Source organism: Enterobacter sp. BIDMC 30 (assembly GCF_000534355.1).
Taxonomy (GTDB): Bacteria; Pseudomonadota; Gammaproteobacteria; order Enterobacterales; family Enterobacteriaceae; genus Enterobacter; species Enterobacter ludwigii.
Genome location: NZ_KI973169.1, coordinates 4678155 through 4699116, shown reverse-complemented (window position 1 = coordinate 4699116; position 20962 = coordinate 4678155). Strand labels below are relative to the sequence as shown.

24 protein-coding genes are annotated in these 20962 nt (G+C 56.7%); 3 read left to right on the top strand and 21 right to left on the bottom strand.

Features of this window, described 5'->3' with window-relative positions; translation table 11 throughout:
* Positions 1 to 130: 130 nt before the first annotated feature.
* Entirely contained in the window at positions 131 to 2419 is a 2289-nt protein-coding gene (locus tag L466_RS00385; protein WP_032681902.1) for an ATP-binding protein, read from the top strand.
* On the opposite strand, the gene alsK is transcribed toward L466_RS00385, so the two are convergent.
* The 6 genes from alsK to alsR form a co-directional block, all read right to left on the bottom strand.
* Entirely contained in the window at positions 2364 to 3308 is a 945-nt protein-coding gene (gene alsK, locus L466_RS00390; RefSeq protein WP_032681901.1) for an allose kinase, read from the bottom strand. The two genes, L466_RS00385 and alsK, sit on opposite strands and share 56 nt — an antisense overlap.
* On the bottom strand, positions 3292 to 3987 hold the full coding sequence (gene alsE / locus L466_RS00395; protein WP_020882821.1) for a D-allulose 6-phosphate 3-epimerase: 696 nt from the start codon (positions 3985 to 3987) through the stop codon (positions 3292 to 3294). Before alsE ends, alsK begins: the two co-directional genes overlap by 17 nt.
* Before the next feature lie 10 nt (positions 3988 to 3997).
* Positions 3998 to 4978 (bottom strand): D-allose ABC transporter permease, encoded by a 981-nt coding sequence (gene alsC, locus L466_RS00400; RefSeq protein ID WP_014168249.1) that lies wholly within the window; start codon positions 4976 to 4978, stop codon positions 3998 to 4000.
* A complete protein-coding gene (alsA, locus tag L466_RS00405) occupies positions 4957 to 6489 on the bottom strand; it encodes a D-allose ABC transporter ATP-binding protein AlsA (protein ID WP_014168250.1) in 1533 nt (510 codons plus the stop codon). Before alsA ends, alsC begins: the two co-directional genes overlap by 22 nt.
* Before the next feature lie 76 nt (positions 6490 to 6565).
* Positions 6566 to 7501 (bottom strand): D-allose transporter substrate-binding protein, encoded by a 936-nt coding sequence (alsB, locus tag L466_RS00410; protein WP_032681900.1) that lies wholly within the window; start codon positions 7499 to 7501, stop codon positions 6566 to 6568.
* A gap of 64 nt (positions 7502 to 7565) precedes the next feature.
* Positions 7566 to 8456: a MurR/RpiR family transcriptional regulator gene (gene alsR, locus L466_RS00415; RefSeq protein ID WP_014168252.1), complete on the bottom strand. Its 891-nt coding sequence runs from the start codon at positions 8454 to 8456 to the stop codon at positions 7566 to 7568.
* A gap of 351 nt (positions 8457 to 8807) precedes the next feature.
* On the opposite strand from alsR, the gene rpiB reads away from it, so the two are divergent.
* Positions 8808 to 9257 (top strand): bifunctional allose-6-phosphate isomerase/ribose-5-phosphate isomerase RpiB, encoded by a 450-nt coding sequence (rpiB, locus tag L466_RS00420; protein ID WP_032681899.1) that lies wholly within the window; start codon positions 8808 to 8810, stop codon positions 9255 to 9257.
* Between the two features lie 69 nt (positions 9258 to 9326).
* Entirely contained in the window at positions 9327 to 9650 is a 324-nt protein-coding gene (gene yjdP / locus L466_RS00425) for a DDRRRQL repeat protein YjdP (protein ID WP_014168254.1), read from the top strand.
* A gap of 54 nt (positions 9651 to 9704) precedes the next feature.
* On the opposite strand, the gene phnP is transcribed toward yjdP, so the two are convergent.
* From phnP to yjdN, 15 genes are all read right to left on the bottom strand, one after another.
* Complete coding sequence (gene phnP / locus L466_RS00430; protein ID WP_014168255.1) at positions 9705 to 10463, bottom strand: phosphonate metabolism protein PhnP; 759 nt, start codon at positions 10461 to 10463, stop codon at positions 9705 to 9707.
* A 9-nt stretch (positions 10464 to 10472) separates the two neighbouring features.
* Entirely contained in the window at positions 10473 to 10907 is a 435-nt protein-coding gene (phnO, locus tag L466_RS00435; protein ID WP_014168256.1) for an aminoalkylphosphonate N-acetyltransferase, read from the bottom strand.
* Positions 10900 to 11451 (bottom strand): ribose 1,5-bisphosphokinase, encoded by a 552-nt coding sequence (gene phnN, locus L466_RS00440; protein WP_040018699.1) that lies wholly within the window; start codon positions 11449 to 11451, stop codon positions 10900 to 10902. Before phnN ends, phnO begins: the two co-directional genes overlap by 8 nt.
* The gene (gene phnM / locus L466_RS00445; protein ID WP_014168258.1) at positions 11448 to 12584 is read right to left on the bottom strand and encodes an alpha-D-ribose 1-methylphosphonate 5-triphosphate diphosphatase; all 1137 of its coding nucleotides are present in this window, start codon (positions 12582 to 12584) and stop codon (positions 11448 to 11450) included. The genes phnN and phnM overlap by 4 nt, the downstream gene beginning before the upstream one ends.
* Positions 12581 to 13261, bottom strand: a complete 681-nt coding sequence (gene phnL / locus L466_RS00450) for a phosphonate C-P lyase system protein PhnL (RefSeq protein ID WP_014168259.1) — start codon at positions 13259 to 13261, stop codon at positions 12581 to 12583. The genes phnM and phnL overlap by 4 nt, the downstream gene beginning before the upstream one ends.
* Positions 13262 to 13270: 9 nt before the next feature.
* Positions 13271 to 14026, bottom strand: coding sequence for a phosphonate C-P lyase system protein PhnK (gene phnK, locus L466_RS00455; protein ID WP_020882816.1), 756 nt, complete (start codon positions 14024 to 14026; stop codon positions 13271 to 13273).
* Positions 14023 to 14868 (bottom strand): alpha-D-ribose 1-methylphosphonate 5-phosphate C-P-lyase PhnJ, encoded by an 846-nt coding sequence (gene phnJ, locus L466_RS00460; RefSeq protein ID WP_014168261.1) that lies wholly within the window; start codon positions 14866 to 14868, stop codon positions 14023 to 14025. Before phnJ ends, phnK begins: the two co-directional genes overlap by 4 nt.
* Positions 14861 to 15925, bottom strand: a complete 1065-nt coding sequence (locus L466_RS00465; RefSeq protein WP_025206371.1) for a carbon-phosphorus lyase complex subunit — start codon at positions 15923 to 15925, stop codon at positions 14861 to 14863. Before L466_RS00465 ends, phnJ begins: the two co-directional genes overlap by 8 nt.
* Entirely contained in the window at positions 15925 to 16509 is a 585-nt protein-coding gene (phnH, locus tag L466_RS00470; protein ID WP_014168263.1) for a phosphonate C-P lyase system protein PhnH, read from the bottom strand. The genes L466_RS00465 and phnH overlap by 1 nt, the downstream gene beginning before the upstream one ends.
* A complete protein-coding gene (gene phnG / locus L466_RS00475) occupies positions 16506 to 16958 on the bottom strand; it encodes a phosphonate C-P lyase system protein PhnG (RefSeq protein WP_032681898.1) in 453 nt (150 codons plus the stop codon). The genes phnH and phnG overlap by 4 nt, the downstream gene beginning before the upstream one ends.
* Positions 16959 to 17684, bottom strand: coding sequence for a phosphonate metabolism transcriptional regulator PhnF (phnF, locus tag L466_RS00480; RefSeq protein ID WP_020882813.1), 726 nt, complete (start codon positions 17682 to 17684; stop codon positions 16959 to 16961).
* Positions 17685 to 17704: 20 nt separating this feature from the next.
* Positions 17705 to 18484 (bottom strand): phosphonate ABC transporter, permease protein PhnE, encoded by a 780-nt coding sequence (gene phnE / locus L466_RS00485; RefSeq protein WP_025206369.1) that lies wholly within the window; start codon positions 18482 to 18484, stop codon positions 17705 to 17707.
* Between the two features lie 52 nt (positions 18485 to 18536).
* Positions 18537 to 19553 (bottom strand): phosphonate ABC transporter substrate-binding protein, encoded by a 1017-nt coding sequence (phnD, locus tag L466_RS00490; protein ID WP_014168267.1) that lies wholly within the window; start codon positions 19551 to 19553, stop codon positions 18537 to 18539.
* Positions 19554 to 19577: 24 nt separating this feature from the next.
* The gene (phnC, locus tag L466_RS00495) at positions 19578 to 20366 is read right to left on the bottom strand and encodes a phosphonate ABC transporter ATP-binding protein (protein WP_032681897.1); all 789 of its coding nucleotides are present in this window, start codon (positions 20364 to 20366) and stop codon (positions 19578 to 19580) included.
* A 136-nt stretch (positions 20367 to 20502) separates the two neighbouring features.
* Positions 20503 to 20940 (bottom strand): VOC family metalloprotein YjdN, encoded by a 438-nt coding sequence (yjdN, locus tag L466_RS00500; RefSeq protein ID WP_014168269.1) that lies wholly within the window; start codon positions 20938 to 20940, stop codon positions 20503 to 20505.
* Positions 20941 to 20962: the final 22 nt, after the last annotated feature.

Below are 20962 nucleotides of genomic sequence, written 5' to 3'. Positions count from 1 at the left end.
GCAAAATGTCAGAAGCCGTTCATATTTGTCATAGTTATGAATAGTTAACTTACATCACAATTCCCCGCTTTTTCCCTCTCAGCAGGAGAGGGCCAGGGTGAGGGCATCACATTGCACCGGAGCTTACCGTATGCCATCACACCGTCCGCCCTTCTTTGCCAGCGCCCGTGGTCGCCTGCTGATTTTTAATCTGCTGGTGGTGGCGGTGACGCTGATGGTCAGCGGCGTGGCGGTGCTCGGCTTTCGTCATGCCAGCCAGATCCAGGAACAGGTGCAGCAGCAGACGCTGGATGACATGACCGGCAGCATGAACCTCGCCCGCGATACCGCCAATGTGGCAACGGCGGCGGTGCGGCTCTCGCAAGTTGTAGGCGCGCTGGAATACAAGGGCGAAGCCGAGCGCCTGAAGCAGACGCAGATGGCGCTGCGTCACTCGCTGGAACAGCTTGCCGATGCGCCACTGGCGCAACAGGAGCCCGCGCTGGTGGCGCGAATTATTCAGAGAAGTAATGAGTTACAGCAGAGCGTGACGGGCATGCTGGAGCGCGGGCAGCGGCGTCATCTGGAGCGTAATGCGCTTCTCAGCGCGCTCTATCAAAGCCAGAGCTATTTGCGCCATCTGCAGGACATCAACCGCCGTTACGCCAGCAACGTCCCGGATGCGCAACAGCTTATGGAAATGGACAGGCTAATCATCGCCGCTATTGAAACGCCCTCGCCGCGCGCCACGGTTCAGCAGCTGGATGCCGTGACCGCAACGCTGCCCCGGAGCGTGACGCAGCCCGTGGTGAACGCTATCCTGCCCGATTTTAATGCCGAGCTTCACAAGCTTGTTCCGCTCTCGACGCAGCTGGAGGAGAGCGATCTGGCGATCAGCTGGTATATGTTCCACATCAAGGCGCTGGTGGCGATATTAAACAGCGACATCAATCAGTACGTTGAACAGGTGGCGCAGGCCTCCCGGCTGCGCACTGCCCAGAGTCACCAGGAGCTGCGCTCCATCAGTGTATTTATCAGCGTGTTCGCCGTGCTGGCGCTGATCATCACCGGGTGCGCCTGTTGGTATATCTACCGTAATCTGGCCTCCAACCTGACGGCCATCTCCCGGGCGATGTCGCGCCTTGCCCACGGCGAGCAGGATGTTTCCGTCCCCGGACTGCAGCGCCGTGATGAACTGGGTGAGCTGGCGCGAGCGTTTAACGTTTTTGCCCGCAACACCGCCTCGCTTGTCCACACCACCCGCCTGCTGAAAGAAAAAACCACGCAGATGGAGATCGACCGCATCGAGCGTCAGGGGCTGGAAGAGGCGTTGGTGCACAGCCAGAAGATGAAGGCCGTCGGGCAGCTGACGGGCGGTCTGGCGCATGACTTTAACAACCTGCTGGCGGTGATCATTGGCAGTCTGGAACTCACCGATCCTGACTCACATGACGCCCCGCGTATCACCCGGGCACTCAAGGCCGCCGAGCGTGGTGCGGTGCTGACCCAGCGCCTGCTGGCGTTTTCCCGCAAGCAATCCCTGACCCCGCACGCGGTAGAGATGAAACCGCTGCTCGAGAACCTGCGGGAGTTGATGTACCACTCGCTGCCGGCCACCCTGACGCTGGAAATTGAAGCGCAATCACCGGCGTGGCCGGCGTGGATAGACGTCAGCCAGCTGGAAAACGCCATTATTAACCTGGTGATGAACGCCCGCGATGCGATGGAGGGACAGACGGGGGTTATTAAGATCCGCACGTGGAATCAGCGCGTGACCCGCAGTGACGGACGCAGGCAGGATATGGTGGCGCTGGAGGTTATTGACCGGGGAAGTGGAATGTCGCAGGAGGTCAAATCCCGGGTCTTCGAACCGTTCTTCACGACCAAGCAAACCGGGAGCGGTAGCGGATTAGGCCTGTCGATGGTCTACGGTTTTGTGCGCCAGTCCGGTGGGCGCGTGGAGATTGAAAGCGCGCCGGGGCAGGGGACCACCGTGCGGCTGCATCTGCCACGCTCGACGCTGCCTGTTCGTTCTGCTGATGAGACCCAGGCCGCCGCGGCTGCCGTTGAAAATGAACGCCTGGTACTGGTGCTGGAAGATGAAGCCGATGTCCGCCAGACCCTGTGCGAGCAGCTGCATCAGCTGGGCTATCTGACGCTTGAAGCGGACAACGGCGAACAGGCCCTGAAGATGCTGGACGCGTCACCGGATATTGGCATGTTTATTAGCGATTTAATGCTGCCCGGCAACCTCAGTGGTGCCGAGGTGATCAACCATGTGCGCAGCCATTATCCGCAGCTTCCGGTGTTGCTGATCAGCGGCCAGGATCTGCGTCCGACGCATAACTCGCAACTGCCGGACGTGGCGTTACTGCGTAAGCCTTTTACCCGTGTTCAGCTGGCGCAGGCGTTGCGCAAGGTGATGACAGGAACTGGCTGAGAGCCAGGGTCGCCGCCCCCTGAGCACCGTTAAAGGATGACGATGATGCTGTAATGAAACGGACTGCCTCATACGGCAGCGGACGGCGCAGATGCTGTTTAATTCTGGCAATCAGCGCGTCGCGTGGAAAATCGACCATATCCATCACGCCGCCGCCGAGGATCACCGCATCCGGGTCGAAGAGATTTACGCTGGTGGCAATGGCTCGGGCTGCATGATTTAAGAGCTGTATGACAAAGGGGTCATGACACGCTGAGGTAAAAATCTCGCCAATCGCGTAATCACGGGGCTGTTGTTCATACCACTGTTTCAGGGCAATACCGGAACAGACGGTTTCCAGACATCCTGTGTTACCACAACCGCAATGGCGTGACATATCGCCCTGCGGAATATGTCCAAGCTCGCCCGCGACCCCGTGTGCACCTGTCCAGGGCGCGCCGTTCAGCCAGATGGCGAACCCCATGCCGGTACCGAGATAGGCTGCCAGAACCTGCTGTTGCTGCAAGTTGTGCTGCATAACATCAAAAGAGAGCTGGAGGTTAACGTCACGGTAGAATTCGACCGGGCATCCCAGCGCGTCCGCCAGTTTACCCGCCAGGTCCCGTCGGTCTGTTGCCTGTAATGGCAGGTTTGGTGTCGAGATAATGGTGCGTTTGTCTTTGCCGACCAGCGCAGGAAAACCCATCACCAGACCCCGACAGCGAACCTGATAGTGGCGAAGCCTTGCAACGATCATTTCTGCGACGCCGCACATGACGCCTGAACGGATAATGTCTGCTGTACGGTGTTTTTCACAGTGCAGCACGGCCCCCTCGGCTGTAAGCAGGCAAAAACGGATATGGGTAGCGCCCATATCCACTCCGGCAACGACATCAGGCTGTTTTTGCATGAGGAAGGGCCTCGTTCTTTGCCGACAGAATCTGTCCGGCCATCAGTTGCCATGCGTCGTCGATATTCTCTGCGTGGTTGAACAGTCCTGACGTCCCGACGATAAAGACATCAGCCCCGGCGGCCATCAGTTTTTTGTAGGTGGACTGATTGCAGGAGCCATCGATCTCAATCTCATAGCGCAGCCCTTCACGTTCGCGCCAGGCTTTCAGCTCGGCAATTTTTTCGAGCATTTCCGGAATGAAAGGCTGCCCGGCAAAGCCAGGATCGACGGTCATGACCGTAATTTTGTCCGCCTTGTGAATGTAATATTTCATCGCTTCAACGGGCGTTTCAGGGTTGAGGATCAGACCGACTCTCATGCCATGACGGCGAATTTCGTCAATCAGACGGAAGGCCTGACCGTTAATCGTTTCCGGATGCAGGGTGATGAAATCCGCTCCGGCCTGTGCCAGTTGACTAATGTAGTCCTGGGGGCGCGTCACCATCAGATGGCAGTCCAGCGGTTTGGTGGCGAGCTTCTTCACCTGGCTGACAAAGAACGGTGACAGCGTCAAATTGGGCACAAAGTGACCGTCCATGATGTCGATATGGAAGTAGTCCGCGTGCTGGTCTATGAATTCGATCTGCTCTTTGAATTTCAGCAGGTCCATACACATCAGGGAGGGGGAAATTTTCATCGTCAATTCCTTACTTACTGATCAATCTATCGAGGGCGACAGCGGCGATAATCAACCCGCCCATCACCACCAGCTGGTAGTAGGTTTGTACTTGTAAAATATTGAGTCCGTTATTGATGGTGCCGATGATGAGCCCCCCAATCACGACAGAGAAGATGCGCCCTTTACCGCCAAAGAAACTGGTTCCGCCGATAATGGCGCTGGCAATGGCGTAGGTTTCAAAGCCCATACCAGCCAGCGGCTCTGCTGCCCCCAGTCGTGCCGTTGACACCACGCCTGCCAGCCCTGCACACACACCGGAGATAATGAAAACCACCAGGATATGAAACTTCACGTCAATACCGGAGTAGAACGCCGAGTTCTTGTTACCGCCCAGCGCGTAGATGTTGCGTCCCAGCCGCATACGGGTGGTGAGGAACCAGAGAATCACCGCCACTACCAGCGAGAAGATCACCGGCACGGGAATACCTAAGAGATTGGCGGCAAAAAAGTTTACAAAGTCGAACGAGAAGCCGTATACCGAGTTGGCATCCGAAATCACCAGCGTAATGCCGCGAAAAATGGCGTTAGTGCCCAGGGTGATAATGAACGGATGCAGCCCGGTCCAGTTGACCAGACAGCCGTTGATCGCGCCTAACGCACCGCCAACCAGCACGCCGCCAATGAGCGCTGCCAGGAACGGGTCGACGCCGGCCAGCATGAGCTTGGCGGTCACCATCCCGGACAGCGCCAGAATCGCCCCGACGGACAGATCGATACCTGCCACCAGAATGGCAAAGAACTCGCCCATCCCGATCAGCACCGTCACCGAACTCTGGACAAAAATTTGAGTGATGTTATTGGTGGTCAGGAAGTATTCCGACGACAGCGTGCCAAAGATGGCAACGATGATCGCGAGGATGAAAAAGGTGCCGTACTTGTCCCAGAACAGCGCGAAATTAAACGGTTTTTTTTCGTCCATATCGCGTTTCACTCTTGTGGTAATGCCCATGCCATAATCTCCTCTTCGCCCATGTCGTCGCGATTGGTCAGGATTTGCGTCAGTCGCCCTTCGCAGAACACGGCGATGCGGTCGCAGACGGCGATAATTTCAGGTAGCTCGGATGACACCATCAGGATGACCTTGCCCTCGTCAGCTAACTGGCGCATCACCTTGTAGATTTCGGCCTTTGCGCCGACGTCGATGCCGCGGGTAGGTTCATCAAAAATGATGACGTCCGGGTTGCAGCACAGCCATTTGGAAATCAGCACCTTCTGCTGGTTTCCGCCGGAGAGCTCAGTGATGTTTTGCTCCACACTATGGCACTTTAACGCCAGCAGCTGGCGCTGCGTTTCAGCAGTTTTGCGCTCTTCATGTTCGCGAAACAGGCCCATGGCACCTTTGTAGCCGCCATTTTTCAGGCTTTGGCTGACCGCCATGTTCTGAGCAATAGAGAAGTTGGGGAAGAAGCCGTTTTCCCGACGACTTTCAGTGATGTAGGCCATCCCTTTTTTCAACGCATCCAACGGCGAGTGTGGGGAGATGGTTTTACCGTTGAGACGGATTTCACCGCTAGCGCGTTTATCCACCCCGAAGAGGCAGTCCATCAGCTCGGTGCGGCCTGAGCCGACGAGTCCTGCAAAGCCAAAGATTTCACCGCGATTCACACTGAACGAGATATCACGTACTTTTTTCTTGTCCCGGCTGGTGACGTTTTTCACTTCGAACACGGTATCGCGTTCGAGGTTGCCGGTACTTTCTTTCATCGCGTTAAAGCGGTTTTGCAACTCGCGGCCCACCATCAGGCGCACAATATCGTCGTTTGTGACATCACTCACCATGCCCGTGCAGACGCTGCTTCCATCTTTCATCACGGTAAAGCGATCGCAAATGCGGCGGATTTCTGCGAGCTTATGCGAGATATACACAATTGCTGTGCCCTCTTTACGTAATTGATTCATGATCAGGAAAAGATAATCCACCTCTTTATTGGTTAAAGACGATGTGGGCTCATCCATAATGATCGCTTTAGCGTTGAGCATTAATGTTTTTGCAATTTCCAGCATTTGCTTGTGGCTGATGGATAAATTCGCCACCTTTTCATCTAAATCGACTTTCAATCCCACGCGTAAAAGCATCATTGCGCCGCGAATACGCATCTCTTTCCAGTCGATGATATTGACGCCACAGACTTTTTTCGTCAGATGACGGCCAATATATAAATTCTCCAGAACGGTTAATTCATCGATAACGCTAAGTTCCTGGTAAATTATGCCAATGCCCAACTGTGCTGCCAGTTTATGATCGAGCTTGTCGTAATTTACCTCGTTGATAGTAATAGTTCCTTTGGTCGGTTCATGTATTCCCGACAATACTTTCATTAAGGTTGATTTACCGGCGCCATTCTCCCCTAATAACGCATGAATCTCGTGGGGATAAATAGTTAAATCAACCGACGTTAATGCGTGAACCGGACCAAAGGATTTGCCGATCCCCGCCATTGAGATATATGGCGTGACCATGTTTACTCCTTATGTTTTCCCTCTCATCCTGCGGGAGAGAGCTGGGGTGTGGGCTTCTGACCGCACCGGATATCAGTTATTTCGTCACCAGAACCGAATCAACCAGTTTGAATTCAGGCGTTTTTTCTAGGGGGATCACGTTGCCGGTTTTCGCCGCATCCACCATCAACTTCAGGCCCGTGGCACCAATATCCGCTGGGTTCTGCGCGACGGTGGCGGTCATTTGTCCGGCGTCGACCATCTTACGTGCTTCAGGAATGCCATCCGTGCCAACGACCAGTACTTTTCCTGTTTTACCGGCGTTTGCCACCGCCTGTGCCACGCCCATTGCCATGGTATCGTTTGCACAGTAGAAGGCTTTCAAATTCGGGTTGCGTTGCAAAACGTTGGTGGCGACATCCAGGGCTTTAATGCGATCCCAGTCGGCGGGTTGGCTGGCAACGAGCTTGATTTGACTTGCTTTTTTAAAGGTTTCTGTAGCGCCATTGCGGCGTGCCTCTCCCGATGCATTTCCGGCTTTCCCTTCAATAATCGCGACTTCACCGCCCTGCACACCGAGTTTATCAATGATAAAGCCTGCCCCTTTTGCCCCAACGGCTACGTTATCCGTCGTGACAAAACCTTCAACGTTACCGCCGGCTTTTTTCAGGTTATCCATATCGATTTTTTCATCGAGGTTGACCAGAAAAATGCCTTTCTGCCAGGCGCGTGACACGGGCATCACCAGGTTGACCGAGGAGAGTGGGGCAAAGGCAATGCCTTTGTATTTCTTATTACTCAAGTCTTCAAAAAGCTGCAGTTGAGACTGAAAATCACCCTCTGACGGCGAAGCAAAAATATCAACACTTACCCCCAGGGTTTTTGCTTCATCTTCAACCCCTTTCTTCATATCCACCCAGAATGGATTGTTCAATGTTTTTAATACTACTGCATATTCTGCGGCAGCAAATGCGCTGGTAGATAACATTAAGCCCATAGCGGCGCCGCTGAAATATTTCAGATATTTATTCATAGCAGTGTTCTCAATGTAGGGTATATTTTGTTGATCCCGCTAGTACGGGATCAACCTTTTATCGTTACTTCAGGGCACCAGGGGAGAAGAAATCCACAATAGCACCGGTTTTTTGCATGTTGAGTGTGGCCTGTTGAATATTCTGTTGTGCAACGGATACAAATAAAGCATCTAATAGTGTGAGTTGTAATATACGCGCGGAGGCGTTGCGCCCTAATAAAGGGGTCTCTGGTGCTGGCGAGCAAATAATATAATCAGCGAGTTTGGCAATGGGCGAATGATAGCTATGGGTAATGCAGATAATCTTCGCACCGTTCTTTTTCGCTAACTCTACTGCAGCTTTCACATCGCTGGTGCGTCCTGAGTGTGTTACCACCAGCACTACGTCTCCCTCTTTCAGCAGCGATGCTGACATCATCATGATATGGGCGTCCTGATAGGACTGGCAGCGCACGCCGATACGTAAAAACTTGTGCTGGATGTCGGCACAAATGGCGTTAGAGCCGCCGACGCCGTACAGATCGCGCTGGTTAGCCTGAGCGAAGAAACGTGCTGCGCGATGAATTTCATCCACATTAACAATCGACTGGCCTTCCATAATGGTGCGAAGCGTAATGTTGAACACTTTATTAACCACATCCTGTGGTGCTTCATCAAAGGCGAGTTCAGCGGGGAGCACCTGCTCGGATTGAGAGAAGTAGTCCACAAGCGCTGCGCGCAGAGTACGAAAACCGCTAAACCCGAGCAGCTTGGCCACTTTGACGATCATCGCTTCCGAGACCAGCAGTGTTTCGGCAACATCTTTAATTGCCGGCGCACCGCTCAGGTTACCTGGCTGAAGCAGCCAGTCGACGATACGGCTCTCGTTGTCGGTCATCCCTTCCTGTTTCATACGCAGGTAAGGTGCCAGACCGATGCCATTAGGCAGCTCTTTTTCAAATTCTGACTGACTCATCGCTCTCTGTTGTCCTTAAAAATGAAGACGACACTATATCATCACAACCTTCCCGGGAAATATGCTGCCAACTTCACAATATTTATAAATTCATAAAGTTTTATTGCTTGTGAAGTTTTGGGCTGTGTGTTGTTGCTTCATTCGTTGTAAATCAATCATTTAATTTATTCTGCATTTAATGACCTAAGACTTACAGGCAAACTTAACCATCAGGTCAGGGTTGAAATGCGATCCTCAGGGGTGTAGAACACGCTCAGAACGCGATGGTTTTGTGGTTTTATTGCACAACTAACCGGTCTTAAATCACAAAATACATCGCGTTCGTAAAGTTTACTCACTGAGAGGCAAATCATGAAAAGGATTGCGTTTGGTTGCGATCACGTTGGCTTCATACTGAAAGAGGACATACTGGCCCATCTGCGTGGGCGTGGCGTAGAGGTGGTGGATAAGGGCACCTGGTCGCCCGAACGCACCGACTACCCGCATTATGCCAGCGCTGTTGCGACGTCCCTGCTCGACGGTGAGGTTGATGGCGGCATCTTAATTTGTGGTACCGGCGTTGGGATCTCTATTACGGCCAACAAATACCCCGGCATTCGTGCAGTGGTATGTAGTGAGCCTTATTCTGCGCAGCTTTCAAGGCAGCATAACAACACCAATATCCTGGCATTTGGCTCACGTGTTGTTGGCCTTGAGCTGGCAAAAATGATTGTCGATGCCTGGCTCAATGCAGAATTTGAGGGCGGGAGACACCAGGTGAGAGTGGAAGCGATAGGGGTGATTGAACAGGCGCAGAAATGAGATTCCTCCGCTACCCCAGCCAGCTGTTGTTCATTACCGTAAGGCCAGTCCACCTGCGAGTCTGGTCTTATGAAACGTTACTCTACCGCTCTGTTATTTGGTCTGCTGTCACTTACCAGCCAACTGGCTCACGCCGATGTTATTGATGAAGCCATTGGCAATATTCAGCAGGCGATCAACGATGCCTATAACCCCAGCAGCAGTCGCAGTAGCGATGATGACGACGATCGCTACGATCGCAGCCGCCAGACCGACAGCCGTCAGTATGACGATCGCCGCAGGCAACTGGAGGATCGCCGTCGCCGTCTGGATGAGCGTCAACGCCAGCTGGATGATGACAGACGTCAGTTAGAAGAAGATGAACGCCGGTTAGAAGACGATTACGATCGCTGATACGCGCGGTTTAGCATCCATACGCCTCGCCCTCTCATTCAGAGAGGGAGTGACCTAATCCAGCAACAACGTCATTCCGTCATATCCCGCCTCGAACCCGTCGGGTAGCGGGTTATCCATCATCCATACGTCGAACTGATGACTGATATGGGTCAGGATCACCTGCGGACAGCCGATGATCTCATTTAAGGCAATAACCGTATTCAGATCGCAATGGTTGCGCGGCGTTTCGTCACGCGGTTCGTGGCTGCAGTCGATGATCATCGCCTGCGGCCGGTTATTGAGCAGGAATTTTACCGTTTTATCAGGTAATCCGGCGGTGTCGGAGAGCCAGGCCACACGGCTGTGGGCGGACTCCAGCAGGTAGCCAAAGGTGATTTTCGAGTGATTCAGCGGCAGCGGCGTGACCCGCAGGCCCTGCAGTTCAAACACCACAAACGGCTCTACCGTATGGCTGAAATCCAGAATCCCCGGGTGTTTAAACAGGTCGTCACACCCCGACTCGTCTGGCGGACCGTACACCGGAACAGGGGCACCGACGCCCCAGCGCAGGGGGAACAGCCCCTGGACGTGATCCATATGGTAGTGGGTCAGTAAAAACTGCTGAAAGCTGCCTGCCGGCCAGTCGTCCATCAGGTGCGGGATACCGGCGTCCAGCAGCGTTACCGCATCGTTGAATTTGACTACCGCGCTACAGGGGCGACGGCGATGGTTATCCTGCAGACGCGCCCGGCGACACGCGGCGCAGTCGCAGCCAAACACCGGCACCAGCTGAGCGCTACCGGTTCCCGTTAACGTAATCGTCAGACTCATCGTGCACCTCTACAACAGTTTGGTGAAACGAAAATGGCTCTGCGTATACCCTTCACGCGCATAAAAACGGTGAGCGTCCAGGCGCTTCACGCTGGTGGATAGCTCTGTCAGTTCAGCGCCCGCCTGCCGCGCCACGTTCTCCGCCCAGGCCAACAGCTGGCTGCCCACCCTGAGACCGCGCGCCTGCGGCATGACCACCAGCTCCTGGATCTCGCCAATCCATCTGGCGTGGTGCAGGTGAAACTGCATATGCAGTCCAATCATGCCCACCACCTGGCCGTTTAGTTCAGCCAGCTGGTAGCGCATATTGTGGTCCTGCAGATTGGCAAGATACCCGGCGTGGAACGCCTGATGATCAAACTCACTCTGCTTGAGTTCGCAAATCAGCGCGTAAACAATCTGCGCATCGTCGGCAGTGGCGGGGCGAAGCTGGCAGTCAGGCATGCTGTTTCTCCTTCTGACGGATAAGCGTTAAAAAGTTATCGACTGACTGTAGCAAACTTCCGTCGTTATTGAGGATATGACAGTTCGATGGGGTATAGCGCGCCGCACGTTCAAGCCGCTGCTCGATCTCTTTGGCGTTTTCACGACCCCGGCTCTGCAACCGGCTGCGCAGCACATCAGGCGAGACCTGCAGACAGACCGGCAACAGCGCTGCTTCATAGCGAGCGCGCGCTTGTTGAAGGTGTGCGCGTGAGCCGTTGACCAGCACGTCGAACCCGGCGTGCAGCCACAGGTCTGTCTCGATGCCTATCCCGTAGTAATAACCGTTGGCGTGCCAGCTAAGCGCCAGCAGATTTTGCCCGGCGCGCGTGAAAAATTCCGGCTCGCTCAGGGCGATATGGTTCTCACTCCCGGCATTCGCCGCACGGGTGATATAGCGGTGCGCAACCAGAAGCTGGGGATGTTCCCGCTGCCGTAACGCGGACAGCAGGCTGTCCTTACCAGAGCCTGACGGCCCCATTAGCCAGATTAGTCTTCCCATCAGAACACCCGTTTCCCCTGACGCCAGACGTGGTCGATATGGATGTGCTCGCCCTTACGGTGAACCAGCACCAGATCCGCCCGTTTACCTTCAGCTATCTCTCCACGATCGTGAAGATTGAGTGCCGTTGCCGGGTTTTTCGTTACCAGACGAATCGCCTGCGGCAGCGTAAAGCGATTGTTTTCGTCAGCCGCGACCCGGAAGGCGGCGTCCAGCAGGCTGGCGGGGTAGTAGTCGGACGAGAGGATATCCAGCAGACCTAGCGACGCGAGCGCGCTTGCCGCCACGTTGCCGGAGTGTGAGCCGCCGCGCACGATATTCGGCGCCCCCATCAGGACGTTCATGCCATGGGTGCGGGAGGCTTCTGCTGCTTCAAACGTGGTGGGAAATTCAGCGATTACGCTGCCAAGCTGGTGTGATTCGCGCACATGTTCATGCGTCGCATCATCATGGCTGGCTAAGGCAATGTTGCGATCCCGACACATGGCGGCAATGGAGAGTCGGTTTGGTTGAGACCACTGCGCCGCAAGCTGTCGCTGTTCCTCTTCATAACGCGCCATTTCCTCGTTGGTCAGCGCGTATTTTCCCTGATAGTACTCGCGGTATTTCTCTATTCTGGCGAACTGACGCTGCCCCGGCGAGTGGTCCATCAACGAGACCAGTGAGACCGGCTCGCGGTCCACCAGCTTTTCAAACAGCGGCAGAGTGGTGTGATGCGGGAGTTCACACCGCAGGTGCAAACGATGCTCGGCGCGGTTAAGGCCGCGTTTTTGCGTCTCTTCCACGGCGTTGATCATCTTCTCAAGGTTTTCCAGACGGTCGCCGCCGTCGCGCACGTCGCCAATCGCTACGGCGTCCAGCACGGTAGTGATGCCGCTGGCGACCATCAGCGCGTCATGGCTGCTCATTGCGGAATGAGCTGGCCAGTCGACTTTCGGACGCGGGGTAAAGAATTTATCCAGATTATCGGTGTGCAGTTCGATAAGGCCCGGCAGCAGCCAGCCCCCTTCACCGTCCATCGCTTCCGGGGCGCGGCTCTGGGTTTCCGCAAAGGCGCGGATCTCTCCGGCCTGGATCTCAATCGAGCCATCAACGACTTCATTTTCCAGCACCAGCTTTACGTTATTCACGATCATGCGAGCGTCCCCATCGGGTGCAGCCTGTCTGCGACGCGGGAGCGAACGGTGTCGTCGTGGAAGATCCCCACGATCGCCGCGCCGCGTGCTTTGGCCTGTTCGATCAGTTCAACCACCGCTGCGCTGTTTTTGCTGTCGAGCGAGGCAGTGGGTTCATCAAGCAGTAAAATCGGGTAGTCGACGATAAACCCGCGGGCGATATTCACCCGCTGCTGCTCGCCACCGGAAAAGGTCGATGGGGCAAGGTGCCAGAGGTGTTCCGGCACGTTCAGGCGCGTGAGCAGGCCGGCGGCTTTCGCGGCGCAGGTTTCGCGCGGAACGCCCAGGTCCAGCAGCGGCTGCATGACCACGTCCAGGGCGGAGATCCGTGGGATCACCCGCAAAAACTGGCTGACCCAGCCGATCGTCGAGCGGCGCACGTCCAGCACCTTACGCGCCGGCGCCTGCACCAGATCGACCCATTCATTGCCATGACGAATATAGATGTGGCCTTCGTCCGGCAGATAGTTGGCGTACAGGGAGCGCAGCAGCGTCGATTTGCCGCTGCCGGAATGGCCGTGCAACACCACGCATTCACCCTTGCTAACGTCCAGAGAGGCGCTGTGCAGGACCGGCAGGCGCACGCCGTTTTGCTGGTGGAGTACAAAGGTCTTACTGACATTTTCTACGCGGATCATGGGGGCCTCTTAATTCTGCAATACCGATGACACCAGCAGCTGGGTGTACGGATGATGGGGATCGTCGAGTACGCGGTCGGTCAGCCCACTTTCCACCACCTGACCCTGCTTCATCACCAGAAGACGGTCCGCCAGCAGGCGGGCAACGCCTAAATCATGGGTGACAATCACCACGGCCAGGTTCAGTTCCACCACCAGGCCGCGCAGCAGGTCGAGCAGACGTGCCTGAACGGAGACGTCCAGCCCACCGGTGGGTTCGTCCATAAACACCAGCTTCGGGTGAGTGACGAGATTGCGGGCAATCTGCAGGCGCTGCTGCATACCGCCGGAGAAGGTGGTGGGCAGGTCATCAATGCGCGAGGTGGGGATCTCCACATCGCTCAGCCATTGCTGTGCCGTGGCGCGGATGTTGCCATAATGGCGTGCGCCGGTGGCCATCAGCCTTTCACCGATATTGCCTCCGGCCGAGACCTGGCGGCGCAGGCCGTCCATGGGATGTTGATGCACCACGCCCCATTCGGTGCGCAGCAGGCGACGGCGTTCGGCCTCGCTCATGCCGTACAGCGACCGGCCCTCATATAAAATGTCGCCCTTTTGCGGCGTCAGTCGTGCAGAGATAGATTTCAGCAGGGTGGTTTTGCCCGAGCCGGACTCGCCGACAATGCCCAGCACCTCACCTGGCCACAGCTCAAACGAGACGTCGCTGAAGCCTTTGCCCGGCGCGTAAAGGTGGGTCAGGTTATTAACCGAAAGCAGCGGTTTCATTGGCTTTTCGCCTCGCTCTGTTGGCGGCAGAAGTCGGTGTCGGAGCAGACAAACATCCGTTTGCCCGTGTCATCCAGCACCACTTCGTCCAGATAGCTGTGTTTTGAGCCGCAAATGGCGCACGGCTCGTCCCACTCCTGCACCGTAAACGGGTGGTCGTCGAAATCGAGACTTTCCACGCGGGTGTAAGGCGGTACGGCGTAGATGCGTTTTTCACGCCCGGCACCAAACAGCTGCAGGGCAGGCATCATGTCCATCTTCGGGTTGTCGAATTTGGGGATGGGGGACGGGTCCATCACGTAGCGTCCATTGACCTTGACCGGATAGGCGTAGGTTGTGGCGATATGGCCGAAGCGGGCGATATCCTCATACAACTTTACCTGCATGACGCCGTACTCTTCCAGGGCGTGCATGGTGCGGGTTTCCGTTTCACGCGGCTCGATAAAGCGCAGGGGCTCCGGAATAGGCACCTGAAAAATCAAAATCTGATCTTCCGTCAGCGGCGTTTCCGGAATGCGGTGACGGGTCTGGATCAGCGTCGCATCTTCGGTTTTTTCGGTGGTATTGACGCCCGTCACCCGTTGAAAGAACTGGCGAATCGACACGGCGTTGGTGGTGTCATCAGCCCCCTGGTCGATGACCTTCAGCACGTCCGACTCGCCAATGACGCTGGCGGTCAGCTGAATGCCGCCGGTACCCCAGCCGTAAGGCATGGGCATTTCGCGGCCGCCGAACGGCACCTGATAACCGGGGATAGCCACCGCTTTCAAAATGGCGCGGCGGATCATGCGTTTAGTTTGTTCATCCAGATAAGCAAAGTTGTAGCCGCTTAAGTTAGTCATGTGCGCGCTCCCGTTGCAGGCGTTTCAGCAGTTCCAGTTCGGCCTGGAAATCGACGTAGTGCGGCAGCTTGAGGTGGGAAACGAAGCCCGCAGCCTCGACGTTATCCGCATGGGCCAGCACGAACTCCTCGTCCTGCGCCGGGCCGGAGACCGCTTCGCCGTAGTCCGGTGCCTGCAGGGCACGGTCGACCAGCGCCATCGCCATTGCCTTGCGCTCACTCATGCCGAACACCAGCCCATAACCGCGGGTAAAATGCGGGGCCTCGTTCTCGGGGGCGACAAATCCATTCACCATTTCGCATTCGGTCATGAGCAGTTCGCCGACGTTCACCGCAAAACCCAGCTCTTCGGGCACGATCTCGACGTTAAGGAAGCCGCTACGAATCTCCGCCGCGAACGGATGGTTGCGGCCGTAGCCACGCTGGGTGGAGTAGGCCAGCGCCAGTAAATACCCCTCGTCGCCGCGCATCAGCTGCTGCAGGCGCGACGAGCGTGAACAGGGGTAAACCGGCGGCGTGCGGGTGATGTCGTCAGGTTGCGCGCCAGTATCGTCTTCGGCCTTCGCCAGACCCTGTTTCGCCAGCAGGCTAAAAACGTGTGGGGAGGGAACCTGCTCTGCATCCGAGGTGCTCAGCTGGGGCGTTTCGCCGTTCGCCAGCAGGGTGAAATCCAGCAGACGGTGGGTGTAGTCATAGGTGGGCCCAAGCAGCTGGCCACCGGGGATGTCTTTATAGACCGCTGAAATACGACGTTCCAGACGCATTTCTGCCGTATTGATCGGTTCGCTCACCGCCAGTTTCGCCAGTGTGGTGCGATAAGCACGCAGCAGGAAGATGGCTTCGACGTTGTCGCCGCTGGCCTGTTTCAGCGCCAGCGCCGCCAGTTCGCGGTCAGCGACGCCGCCTTCAGTCATTACCCGGTCGACGGCCAGATTGAGCTGCTGCTCAATCTGGGTGACGCTGAGCTCGGGAAGCGCGTCATCACCCCGTCGTCTGTGCGCCTGCAAGGCATGGGCGGCGGCGATAGCCTTCTCGCCCCCTTTGACGGCAACGTACATCAGCACACCTCCACATGAGTGGTACGAGGGATGGCCAGCAGGCGTTCTCCGCAGGTGAGGATCAGGTCAATACCGAGTGGGAACGGATGCGGGCGTTCGGTCAGTTCATGAATGATGCACTCCGGCAGCTGTGGCGCGACCATGCGCTCTTCGGCAATACCCGCCCCCGTGAGGCGCAGCATGCGGCCACCACTCAGGCTTGATACCTGCAAAATCAGCGTGGCGCTGGTCTCCGGTGCCACCGCGCTTCCTTCGCTCAGGGCATTAAGCTGCTCGTGGCTGATTTGCTCGTCGGCCACGGCAAACACCGCCTGCCGGGGCTGTTCAACCAGCGGGGCGTTGGTGTGAAAGCGCAGGTTCTGGCTGGCGATATCATTCGATAACGCGCCAGAGAGCCACACCGGGGTGTCGTTGTCGGCGAGCGTCAGCAGTACGCTGGTGGTCGCCAGATTCAGCGGCAGCCAGCCCTGAGAGAGCTGATGCAGCGAGACGATGACGCCCGGCTCGCTCATGGCTTTCAGCAGGCGACGAAAACTTTGTTGGGCATCCTGGACGGCCAGGGTAAAAGCGGGTTGAAGCGTCATGCGTTATCTCCGCGAACGAGCGTAAAGAAGTCGACCCGGCTGGTGTTTATCTGGGCCTGGCGGGCGGCAATCAGTGCAGCACGGTCGGCTTCCAGCGGGGCAATAAGGGTTTCCATCAGGGTCTGGAAATGAGGTTGTTCCTGTAACAGGGCGTCAATCACCGCGCAGCGTTCGGCGTGTGGTTTGTCGCGCCCGAGCACGTAGCTGTAGCCCAGCGTGCCGCTGTTCAGGCGGATCACTGCGCGGGTGAGGGTGGCATCGCCGGCGAAGAAGCGCTCACCGGTACCGCCCATACGTGCCTGGATCTGCACCAGACCGATTTCCGGCGCGCGGATGAGGTCATATTCCGGCGTCAGATTCAGCGCCTGTATGCGGTCCGAAAGCGCAGCGGGCTGGCTGTGCGCCAGAACGCCCATCCAGCGCTGGCGGGTGGAGGTATCGAAATGCATTCAGTGCTCCATGGTGAATTCGATCATGTCGGCGCGGGTCAGGCTGACGGAGTATTCCGTCGCGTCGATCTCGCCGTCACGGTGGTTGAGGGTGCGAACGCAGAGCAGCGGAGCCATGTTGGGGATCTCCAGCACTTTGCTCTCTTTGGCCTGCGCGCGGCGGGCGCTGATGCGCGTCTGGGTACGTTTAAGCGCGATGCCCGTGGCATCCTGAAGAAAATCATGCAGCGAGCCGCTGGAGAAATTTTGCAGCACCGGCCACAGCGCCAGGTCGGCGAAGTAGTGGTCTATCTGGCACACCGCCACGCCGTTGACCCGACGCAGGGTACGCAGGTGGATGACATTGTCGCCCTCCTGAATGCCCAGCGCGTCCGCGACGTGGCTTGAGGCCGGGCGCAGCACCGACAGCAGTTTTTCGCTGGTCGGGTGGCTGCCCTGATCCAGCAGGTTCTGGCTAAAACGCGCCTGCGCATTGAGCGGATAGTCAAACGGACGCATCAACACCAGCACGCCGACGCCCTGACGGCGCTGCACCCAGCCGCGCTCGACCAGCTGATCAATGGCGCGGCGCAGCGTGTGTCGGTTCACTTCATAGCGGTCGGCAAGCTGCTGCTCGGCAGGCAGGTAGTCTCCGCAGCGGTAGTGGGTGCGAAGTTCCACCTCGAGCTTTGCCGCTATCTCTTGCCAGCGGGTAGGGTAACTGGTCGGATGTCTGGATAAGTGCATACAAATCAAAGCCTCGCTTCTCAGATGAAGTGCTTACGCAAACGTTGAGACATAAAATCCAGCAGGCTGACGGTGATGATAATGAGCACCATCAGGGCGCAGGTTTGCTGGAACTGGAACCCGCGAATCGCTTCCCACAGCGTGACGCCAATACCGCCTGCACCCACCATGCCGACGACGGTGGCGGAACGAACGTTGGATTCGAAACGGTACAGGGAGTAGGAGATCAGCAGCGGCATCACCTGGGGCAGTACGCCGAAGAGAATCTCTTCAATTTTGTTGGCGCCCGTTGCGCGGATCCCTTCGACCGGGCCCGGCTCAATAGCTTCCACCGCCTCGGAGAGCAGCTTGGAGAGCACGCCGGTGGTATGAATAAACAGCGCCATCACCCCGGCGAACGGACCCAGGCCGACGGCCACCACGAACAGCATGGCAAAGACCATTTCGTTGATGGCGCGGCAGGCGTCCATCAGGCGACGCATCGGCTGGTAAATCCACCACGGTACGATGTTCTCGGCGCTCATCAGGCCGAACGGAACAGAAAGGATGACGGCCAGGGCGGTGCCCCAGACGGCAATTTGCAGAGTGACCGCCATTTCGCTGAGGTAATCCTGCCACTGGCTGAAATCAGGCGGGAAGAAGTCGGCGGCAAAAGTGGCCATATTGCCGGCATCTTTAAACAGCAGCAGCGGATCCATTTCTGCGCCCTGCCAGGAGATAACGAGCACCGCAAGCAAAATGGCCCAGCTAAAAAGCGAGAACCAGCTGCGTTTCGGCGGTGGGAGGGTGATGGTTTGCATGTATGCCCCTTTGGTCTGAATGCCCTCTCCCACCGGGAGAGGGCGGTAAGCGTTATTGCACCGCTTTATTCACGCTGCTCATGGCGCCGAGCGCGGCGGTCAGGCGGTCAAGGTCTTCGAGCTGAGCCTGAATCGCAGCCACTTTGCTGCTCTTCTCCTCCTCCTTCAGGCCCTTGTTGTCCTTCACGCCCTGCATCTCTTTAAACAGCGCCAGCTGGCGAATCGGGACCAGCTGCAGGTCGCTTGACGGGCGGAAAGGTGCCCAGCCCAGGCGTTCCAGAACCGTTTTTTCTTCCGGCGTTTTGCCGTAATTCATAAAGAAGTCGTACACCTTGTCTTTGGTGGTCTCAGACAGATTTTTGCGCCAGACAATGGGGTCGCCCGGGATCAGAGGGGATTTCCAGATAACCTTCAGCGCTTTCAGCTTGTCCGGTGCCGAGGTTTTCAGCTTGTCGAGGTTCTCGGTGTTGTTCGTGGCGACATCCACCTGCTTATTGGCCACGGCCAGCGCGTTGGTTTCATGGCTGGCGTTCACGGTGCGCTTAAACTCGCTGGCAGAGGCGTTGTTTTTAGCAAAGACGTAATAGCCCGGCACCAGGAAACCAGAGGTGGAGTTGGGATCGCCGTTACCAAACGTCAGCTCTTTACGTTTGGCGAGCATGTCGTTCAGGTTGTTAATGGGGCTGTCTTTATTGACGATCAGCACGCTCCAGTAACCCGGGGAGCCATCCGCGGCAACGGTCTGGGCAAAGACCTGGCCGTTCGCGCGATCCACCGCTTCCATGGCGGAGAGGTTGCCGTACCAGGCGATGTCGACTTTGTTAAAGCGCATCCCCTGGATGATGCCCGCATAGTCCGGGGCGAAGAAGGCGTTCACTTTGATCCCCAGTTTGGTTTCCATATCTTTCAGGAACGGTTCCCACTGAGGTTTCAGGTTCTGCTGTGATTCCGTCGAAATAATGCCAAAGTTCAGCGCTTTTTCCTGCTCCTGGGCGTACGCAGGGCTTAACAGAGTGCTTATGCTGAACATGCTGGTAAACGCCAGCGCGGCAACGGCTTTGTAGCTCATGTACTTTCCTCGGATCGGTTTTAATTAAGCAGCCTGCGCGTTCTCTTCGACGCGGTTAATGCTGCGGTAGAGACGGTCGAAACGGTCGTTATCAAACTGATGGCTTGGGCCATCAAAGAACACATGCCCCTGACGCAACGCGACGATGCGCTCGCAATAGCGCAGGGCGTAATCCACCTGGTGCAGCGTCACCACCACGGTGATGCCGTCGTTGAGGTTGATGTCGCGCAGGGTTTCCATCACGATGCGAGCCGATTCCGGGTCCAGCGAGGCGATGGGTTCATCGGCAAGAATGATTTGCGCTTTTTGCATCAGGGCACGGGCGATAGCCACGCGCTGCTGCTGTCCACCGGACAGGGTGGAGACGCGCTGGTGGGCGAAATGCGCCATTCCGACGCGGGTCAGCGCCTGTAACGCTTCCTGCTTTTGAGAGGGGGAGAACCAGCGCAGACAGGTACGCCAGAACGGGGTGCTGCCGAGCGCGCCGATCAGCACGTTCTCCAGTACCGTCAGGCGATTGACCAGGTTGAACTGCTGGAAGATATAGCCCGTCTGGGCGCGGCTTTTGCGGATATCCCGCGCCAGGCGTCCTGCACGCTGCACGGTGTTGCCCAGCAGCTCGACGTGGCTTTCTGAGGTCTTATCACAGGTGATAAGGCCGCTTAAATGACGCATAAGGGTGGATTTACCAGAGCCGGATGGCCCCAGGAGCGCCACCATTTCGCCCTGCTGGACGGTCAGATCAACGGCATGCAGGGCCTTGTTGTGATGAAAGGTCTTGCTCAGTTTCTCGACGCGGATAACAGTTTGCATATGCTGGGCCTCACAATAAATGTGGCCTCATGCTGGCGCATCAATATGACATTTGGGTTAAGTCTCGGTTGCGGGAGTTTGAAGAGTTGAGGGGAGTTTGATGACAGGCGGGGGCAGACTGCCCACCGCCAGAAGATCACTGCTGTTGCTTAACGACGTTAATCATCCACGGCACGCCGTATTTGTCGGTGACTTTACCGAAACCGTGCGCCCAGAAGGTCTCCTGCCAGGCCATTTCGATATGGCCTTCCGCGGCCAGATTGTCGAACCAGCGTTTGCCTTCTGCCACGTCCTGGGTGTCCAGCACCAGCGTGAACCCGGCATACTGCGCTTTGCTGCCGGGCGGCTGCCCATCACTCATCATGATATCGCTGCCCGCAATGCGAACATTCGAGTGGGCGATCGCCGAATCCGGAAACTGCATGCCAGACGGACAGCCTTCTTCGCTGCTGTCGCCTTTTGGCATTTCACCGAAGGTGATTTTATAGAGGAGCTCTGCGCCGACGGCGTGCTGATAAAAGGCGGAGGCCTCGGCACAGTTACCGGCGAAAGAGATGTAGGGACTTAACGGCATAATCTATACCTCACGTAAGAAG